Below are 5,536 nucleotides of genomic sequence, written 5' to 3' on the forward strand. Positions count from 1 at the left end.
CTGGCGCTTTACTACCTTACCCCCACCTCAACCCATATGTCAATACCACCCACCAGCCAACGCTTGGATAAGGAGCGTTATGGGTGGCTGCAGGTAGCCCGGGGCAATGCGACTCTGAACGGGCTGCCCTTGCGAGAAGGGGATGGCGTGGCTATTGCCGAGGAAAGTGAGCTCCGTCTTTTCAGTTGCGCGAGTTTTGGCTCTTGGGTTGAGGGTAAGTCCATACGAATTCGGGATCCCCTTTCAGGAGGAGAAGAGAATCCCGTTCTCTTGAGGGTCTTGCTGGGTGAATTGAGAGAGAACTTGTTGCCAAAGGTGGGCGAGCTGGGATCCTTTGCCCTTGGCATACAGCAGGCGGGATCCCTCTGCCTGGGGATGGGCTTCTAGGCACAGCCAGAGGTAGGTTGCTGGCCAGTAGGGCAGGTACTGAGGCCACTCGATGGCGGTGATCCCAGCTTGGCTCCAAAGTTCTTCCAGCCCCAGATCGTCCAGAGCTGAGGACTCGGCTCCGCCAGAGGCGGACTCTAGACGGTAGAGATCGCAATGAAAAAGAGGGATCCGTCCCGTGTGGTATTCCTGCACCAGCACGAAGGTGGGGCTGTCGATGGGCTCCGGGATCCCCAGCCCTTGCCCCAGCCCCTGCACAAAGGTGGTTTTGCCGCTGCCCAGATTGCCCTCTAGAAGGATCACCAGGCCGGGAGGGGAGTCTGTCTTGCTCCTGCGCTGGGGGCTGTGTTGCGGGCCTCTGAGGAGGCGAACGGCGGCCTGAGCCACCAGGGCCGCCAGCGATTGGGTGGCAGCGGCAGAGGACAACACCAGAGGGGAAGCTTGTTGCCAAAGCTCTTCATCTCGTGCGCTCGCCATGGCTTACGGCTCCTTCGGGGGGTGCTCAGGGGCAGGGATCCCTGTCGAGAGAGCGGGTGAGGGCCTCACTGGGCTCAGGTGAGCAGAAGCACGTCTTTGAGCGGTCAGCATCAGGGCCAGGCCAGCTCCGATGAGCAGTAGGCTCACCCCCTGGGCCACCCGCAGGGGCCCCAGCATGAGGCTGTCGGCGCGCAGCCCCTCGATCCAGAAGCGTCCAAGACTATACCCCAGCAGGTAGAGGCCCAGGAGGCTACCGGGCGGAGGCTGGCGCCGATAGTTCAAAAAGAGCAGGATCCCGAAGAGGCCGAGGTTCCAGAGGGATTCGTACAAAAAAGTGGGATGCACGCGGGATCCGTCGGGGAGCTGCAGTTGGATCCACAGAGAACTAGCCGGAGACAAAGCCTTTCCATAGGCCTCGTTGTTGAAGAAGTTGCCCCAGCGACCGATGCTCTGGCCAAGGCTGAGGGAAGGAACGATGCAATCGGCCAGCAGCCAGAAGTTGAGCCGATGCCGGTGGGCAAACAGGTAAAGCGCTGCAGTGCCCCCGAGCAAAGCGCCATGGATGGCCATTCCCCCCTGCCAGAGGGCCAGGACTTTCCACCAAGGGCCATCTCGATATCGCTCCCACTCAAAAGCCACGTAGTAAAAACGGGCAAGGGGCAGGGATCCCACCACCAGCCACGGCAGCAGATCGGACATGGAATTGGGGGGAAGACCGCGCCGTGCCGCCAGGTGGCGAGCTAGAAACAGGCCCAAAACGGTTGCTAAGCCGATCAGCAGGCCATACCAGCGTAGGCTGAATGGCCCCCAGCTAAACACAATTGGACCGGGGGATCGCAACACCAGGGTCGTGAACACGGCAGTATTCCTAAACCGGTCTTTCTAGCTCACTCTACCTGTTCTGCGACCCTCACCCCCAACCCCTCTCCCTCAGGGAGCGGCCCTCACCCCCAGCCCCTCTCCCTCAGGGAGAGGGGAGCTTGGAACCGAGGCAAGGTACGAGCTGACTGCAATTGGAGGGAGATCAAGGGATCCGCTGGGGGCAACAAGGCGACAATGTTAGAATGCAGGCTTGATTTTCCACCGCGACTCCTGGGGGAGGGTGCTGGTTATGGCCCGCAAAGCTGCCGACGTGAACAACGGCGACGACTTGGACAAGTTGAAGTCGGAGAAACGCAAAGCTCTGGATCAGGTGTTGGGCCAGATCGAGCGCAATTTTGGCAAAGGGGCGATCATGCGCCTGGGAGATGCGGCCCAGATGCGGGTGGAGACCATACCCAGCGGCGCTATCACCCTCGACTTGGCCATGGGCGGTGGCTACCCCAAGGGGCGAATCATCGAAGTCTTCGGGCCGGAATCTTCTGGGAAAACCTCGGTTGCTCTGCACGCCATCGCTGAGGTGCAAAAACGAGGGGGAACGGCTGCTTTTGTGGATGCCGAGCACGCGCTGGATCCCGCCTACGCGGCGGCTTTGGGGGTAGATATCCAGAATCTGCTCATCTCCCAGCCGGACACGGGGGAGGCCGCCCTGGAGATTGTCGATCAACTGGTGCGCTCTGCTGCTGTGGACATTGTGGTGGTGGACTCGGTGGCAGCGTTGGTTCCCCGCGCCGAGATCGAGGGGGATATGGGAGACGCCCATGTGGGGTTACAGGCCCGCCTGATGAGCCAAGCGCTGCGCAAGATTGCCGGCAACGTCAGCAAAACCGGGTCAATTGTTCTGTTCCTCAACCAGTTGCGCTCCAAAATCGGCGGCATCGGCTACGGCCCCCAGGAAACCACCACTGGCGGCAATGCCCTCAAGTTCTATGCGTCGGTGCGGCTGGATATTCGCCGCGTGCAAACTCTGAAGAAAGGTGCTGAAGAATACGGGATCCGGGCGCGGGTCAAGGTGGTGAAAAACAAAGTTGCTCCCCCATTCCGGCGGGCAGAATTCGACATCATCTTCGGCCAGGGCATCTCCAACATCGGCTGCATTATCGATCTGGCCGAGGAGATGGGCATTCTCAAACGACGCGGTTCCTGGTACAGCTACAAAGAGGAAAATGTGGCCCAAGGGAGAGACAATCTGGTCGTTTACCTGAAAGAAAAGCCGGAGATCCTGGCGGAGGTGGAAGCGGCTGTGCGGGAAAAACTTTCTGCAGGGGTAACGGTTTCTGCCAGCCGACCGGGGGGGATAGAGGAGGGAGAGCAGGAAGAGGTTGAGGCCCCCATCTTTGCAGATGAGGAGTTTTGAAACGAGGGCGGCTCTTCAAGCTGTGCCTCTCAACTGGGCTCGCTGCTGGCGCAAAGCTTCGTAGAGCAGCAATCCCCCGGTCATGGCCACGTTGAGGGACTCGACGCCAGCAGCCATCGGGATCCGCACCTGGGCATCGGCCAGTTGGATCGTCGATTCCTGCAGGCCAGCCCCTTCGTTGCCCAAGAGAAAAAGGGTTGGCCGAGTGAGGTCGTGATCCCAGTAACAGGTGGCCAGAGGGGCGAGGGTGGCGGCCAAAACTTGGATCCCTTGGCGACGACAGGACTGGATCCAGGCGGGCAAGTCAGAGAGAACCTGAGGCGGGCGGCGAAACCACTGGCCGGCGGAGGCCCGCAGGACTTTGGGGTTTTCCGGATCGACGCTGTCTGCGCTTAGCCAGAGGCCATCGGCTCCGGTGGCCGCCACGACGCGGATCAGGGATCCCAAATTACCTGGATCTTGCAGCGTTTCGACCACCAAGCCCAGGCGCAGCGCCTCTGGGGGAGGGGAGGCGATTTGCCGGCTAACGGCCACAGCTACAACCCCTTCCGGAGACTCGGTCGTAGAGAGGGCCGCCATCACTTCCAAGCTGACGGCCTGCCGCCGCAGATGCTTGGGCAGGCTGGCCAACAAGCGGGGGTGACGCTCAGCCCAGTCGAAGGTGTAGCAGACAGCTCGCAGAGGCCAGCCGACCCCCAGCGCCTCTTCGAGGAGGTGGGATCCCTCGACCAGGAAGGCGCCCTGTTCTCGCCGGCCTTTGCTGCGGTGCAACTGCCGCAACTGTCGGATCCAAGGGTTTTTGGGGCTGGTGAGCAGCTCAGAAGCCATGCGGAGGAAGAGGAGAGATGGGGCGGGGAAGGCTTAATCGCGGCGACGCAACCGTTGGATAAAAAATCCATCCCGATCCTGGCGATGAGGCCAGATGAGCAGGGGATCCCCTTCGGCAGCCCAGTGGGGATGCCGGTTCAGAAAAGACTGGATGACTGCCTCGTTTTCGGCAGGATGCAGGGTGCAGGTGGCGTACACCAACAGTCCGCCCGGCTTGAGCCACCGGGCTGCGACCTGCAGAAGCTGAGCTTGCAGATGGGCCAGCTCTTGAATCTGGGCGGGGGTTTGCCGCCAGCGGGCGTCGGCGTGGCGGTGCAGGGTGCCCAAGCCGGAGCAGGGGGCATCCAACAACACTCGGTCGGCGCTCTGCCACGGGGGCAGGGGTGCAGGAGGTTCGGCAGCGGCGTCCAGGGAGAGCAGGTCGATGGCCAGGGGACGGATCGAGCTCAAGCCCAAGCGCTGCACATTTTCCTCTAGGCGGCGCAGGCGGTGGGGATGGCGGTCCAGGGCCCAGATCTCGCCGCGATCCTGCATCTGCTCGGCCATATGCGTGGTCTTGCCGCCCGGAGCGGCGCAGCAGTCGATGACTCGCTCTCCCGGCTGGGGATCCAGATAGTGCACCACCTGCTGGGCGCTGGCATCCTGAACGCTCCACCAGCCTTGGGCAAAGCCGGGCAGGGCCGTGATGTCGCCGGCATGTTGTCCCAGGCGCAGGGCGCCCGGCACCTCAGGGATGGGTGAGGCAGGGATCCCCGCTTCTGCCAAGGCTTGGATGACTTTGTCCACATCCGCCCGCAGCGGGTTGACCCGCAGATCCAGGTGGGGCGGCTGGTTGAACCAGGCGCACAACTGCTCGGTCTCGGCTGGTCCCAGGCGCTCCCACCAGAGGCGCACCAGCCAATCGGGAAAGCTATGCCGGATCCCCAAGGCCTGAATCGGGTCAGTGGGCAGAGTGTCCTGCAAGGGCTTGAGGGGATCCTTTTCCGCCCCATCCAACGCTTGCCGCTGGTAGGCGCGCAAGATGCCGTTGACTACCCCCGTCAGGGATCCCAGGCCCACCTGGCGGGCCAGCTCCACGCTGGTGTGAATGGCGGCCCTGGGCGGGATGTGATCCAGAAAAGCCAGTTGGTAGAAGCCAAGGTAGAGAATCAGCCGCAAATCGAGCGGTTGCTGGTGGGCGGGGCGCCGGGCAAAGCAGTCGATCAGGGCATCAAGGGTGCGGCGACGGCGGGTAATCCCATACACCAACTCGCTGACCAGGTGGCAGTCGGCAGGGATCAGGCGGCTATGGGCCAACAAGTGTTCTAGCACCACGTCGGCATAGGCGTTGTGCCGCTCGATCTTCTGCAGAGCCAAGAGGGCCAGTTGACGCGCGTTCATGGCCGCTCCAAAAAAGATCAGGTTGCTTCCCGACACAAAAGGATAGCTTGGTAGCCCCGCACTTGAGTGCGCGCCGGAAAAGCCCGCTAGCCACTTTAGTCGCTTACCCATGATGGGGGTCGTTGATATAGTTTCATAGCTCAAACAACCTGTTCCTGACTTCTCCCACCAACACCTTTTTCCTTCTCTTTGGCCAAAAAATGAGATGAACAACCGCTAGCCCCACAC

5 protein-coding genes and 2 pseudogenes are annotated in these 5,536 nt (G+C 61.7%); 2 read left to right on the forward strand and 5 right to left on the reverse strand.

Features of this window, described 5'->3' with window-relative positions:
* Positions 1 to 36: 36 nt before the first annotated feature.
* Positions 37 to 168, forward strand: a pseudogene (locus tag GG26_RS13350) (hypothetical protein); the annotation flags it as partial.
* A 75-nt stretch (positions 169 to 243) separates the two neighbouring features.
* On the opposite strand, the gene tsaE reads toward GG26_RS13350, so the two are convergent.
* Positions 244 to 864, reverse strand: coding sequence for a tRNA (adenosine(37)-N6)-threonylcarbamoyltransferase complex ATPase subunit type 1 TsaE (gene tsaE / locus GG26_RS13355; protein WP_099812231.1), 621 nt, complete (start codon positions 862 to 864; stop codon positions 244 to 246).
* A 3-nt stretch (positions 865 to 867) separates the two neighbouring features.
* Complete coding sequence (gene lgt / locus GG26_RS13360) at positions 868 to 1,722, reverse strand: prolipoprotein diacylglyceryl transferase (protein WP_011429964.1); 855 nt, start codon at positions 1,720 to 1,722, stop codon at positions 868 to 870.
* Positions 1,723 to 1,975: 253 nt separating this feature from the next.
* Here lgt and recA point away from each other — a divergent pair, with 253 nt between their 5' ends.
* Positions 1,976 to 3,100: a recombinase RecA gene (gene recA / locus GG26_RS13365; RefSeq protein ID WP_414391131.1), complete on the forward strand. Its 1,125-nt coding sequence runs from the start codon at positions 1,976 to 1,978 to the stop codon at positions 3,098 to 3,100.
* 15 nt (positions 3,101 to 3,115) lie between these two features.
* Here recA and GG26_RS13370 read toward each other — a convergent pair whose 3' ends face one another.
* From GG26_RS13370 to GG26_RS13380, 3 genes and pseudogenes are all read right to left on the reverse strand, one after another.
* Positions 3,116 to 3,928, reverse strand: a complete 813-nt coding sequence (locus GG26_RS13370) for a TrmH family RNA methyltransferase (protein WP_011429966.1) — start codon at positions 3,926 to 3,928, stop codon at positions 3,116 to 3,118.
* Positions 3,929 to 3,961: 33 nt separating this feature from the next.
* Positions 3,962 to 5,308, reverse strand: coding sequence for a 16S rRNA (cytosine(967)-C(5))-methyltransferase (locus GG26_RS13375; RefSeq protein WP_011429967.1), 1,347 nt, complete (start codon positions 5,306 to 5,308; stop codon positions 3,962 to 3,964).
* A 136-nt stretch (positions 5,309 to 5,444) separates the two neighbouring features.
* A pseudogene (locus GG26_RS13380) lies at positions 5,445 to 5,534 on the reverse strand (IS200/IS605 family transposase); the annotation flags it as partial.
* Positions 5,535 to 5,536 lie beyond the last annotated feature (2 nt).

It is taken from the genome of Synechococcus sp. 'PEA 65AY6A-5F PE A' (assembly GCF_047462575.1).
Lineage (GTDB): Bacteria > Cyanobacteriota > Cyanobacteriia > Thermostichales > Thermostichaceae > Thermostichus.